Origin of the sequence: Desulfobacula sp. (assembly GCF_014237455.1) — a bacterium.
Classification (GTDB): Bacteria; Desulfobacterota; Desulfobacteria; order Desulfobacterales; family Desulfobacteraceae; genus Desulfobacula.
On sequence record NZ_JABZFL010000019.1, the window covers coordinates 1 to 1,707 of the forward strand.

Sequence of the window (1,707 nt, forward strand, 5' to 3'; positions counted from 1 at the left end):
ATCCCATGCAAAATGTTCATCTGTTTTCCTTTGTCTGATGGTATAAAAATCTTTATTAATCTGTTCATGAGATAGCGCATTCTGCCAAATTTCGAAATTAAAGTGCTCTCGCCAGGCATCAAATTTAGCCCCATGTTCCCATGCATTTTCGATAACATTGCATAATTTTCTGTCGCCTCGAGATAATAAAGATTCAAAAATTGTTTCTTTTGGTGAACTAAGGCTTAGTTTGATGCCTTTAACGTATAGATTTTCACGTAACAATTTTTGTTTTTCAACAATTTTATTTTTTTGATCAATTGGCACCCATTGGAAAGGGGTAAGTGGCTTTGGGATGAATGTTGATATTCCAACATTTAATTTTGCCCGCTTCCCCAGAACTTTCATGCCTTCTCCCAGAACTTTTTTGCAAAGAGAAGCAATTGCTAATACGTCTTCCTCTGTTTCTGATGGATGCCCAATCATAAAATAGAGTTTTATGGTGGACCAGCCATGTTGATAAATTTGGCCAGCGGTTTGCAGCAAAAGTTCTTCAGAGATGGGTTTATTGATAATATTCCGCATTCGATCGGTAGCTGCCTCAGGAGCCAGTGTGAATCCTCCGGGACGTGAATTTTTCAGTTTCTCCATTAGATCAATCGAAAATGATTCAATCCTTAACGATGGTAAGGAAATCGTGAGGTTTTTGTTTTTAAATTTATCTTTGATGGCGTCAATTAATTCACCAATTTGACTAAAGTCTGATGAAGAAAGTGAGAGAAGGGAAATTTCTTCGTAACCGGTATTGTCCAAAGAGGTTTCAATAATTTTTAGAATTTCTGAAATAGGCCGTTCTCGAACAGGGCGACTGATGAATCCTGCCTGGCAGAAGCGGCAACCCCTTGTGCATCCCCGCATAATTTCAACAGAAACCCGATTATGAACAACATCAATGTTTGGCACCAATGGTTTTTCGGGAGCGTGAGGCAGAAAAGGAGCCATATGTTTTTTGATTGTTTTGGGAATGTCAGGCTGGTTCGGAGTGATTGAATTCACTGTGCCATCTGGTTGATATGTTACATCATAAAAAGCAGGAACATACACGCCAGGCAGAGCAGCAAAATCCTTGAGTATCTCAATTTTTTCTTTACCTAAAACTTTTGCAGTTTCATAGGCGGTAACAATTTCTTCAATAATTATTTCTCCATCGCCCAAAACAAACGCATCAATAAAATCAGCCATTGGTTCTGGGTTAAAAGTAGCATGCCCACCAGCAATGATGATAGGGTCGTCTTCGCTCCTCTGTGATGATCTGAGATGGATGTCTGATAGATCAAGCATATTGAGAATGTTGGTGTAAATTGATTCGTAAGGCATCGTAAATGCAACAATATCAAAATCCGATAATTGTGTTTTTGATTCTAATGCAAACAAAGGCACTTTTTCCCGCCGCATGATTTTTTCCATATCAGTCCATGGAGCATAAACTCTTTCGGCAAGGACGGTATCCATTTTATTCAAAATATCATAAAGAATCATTAAACCCAAATTGGGTAAGCCCAGGTCATAGATATCTGGAAAAGCAAGCACCACCTTTGTGGCTATATCTGCCCAATTCTTGTTAACTTGATTTAATTCACCGCCAATATATCTCCCTGGTTTCTGTACTTTTAAAAGATTCAGTTCAAGGAATCGAGTAATCTCTAGCGGGGACCAATTTTTATTTTT

At 38.4% G+C, this 1,707-nt stretch carries 1 protein-coding gene; it reads right to left on the reverse strand.

Annotated elements, in window-relative coordinates:
- The coding region (locus HGJ91_RS03375) for a TIGR03960 family B12-binding radical SAM protein (protein ID WP_291346287.1) at nucleotides 1-1,707 on the reverse strand (1,707 nt) is incomplete at both ends.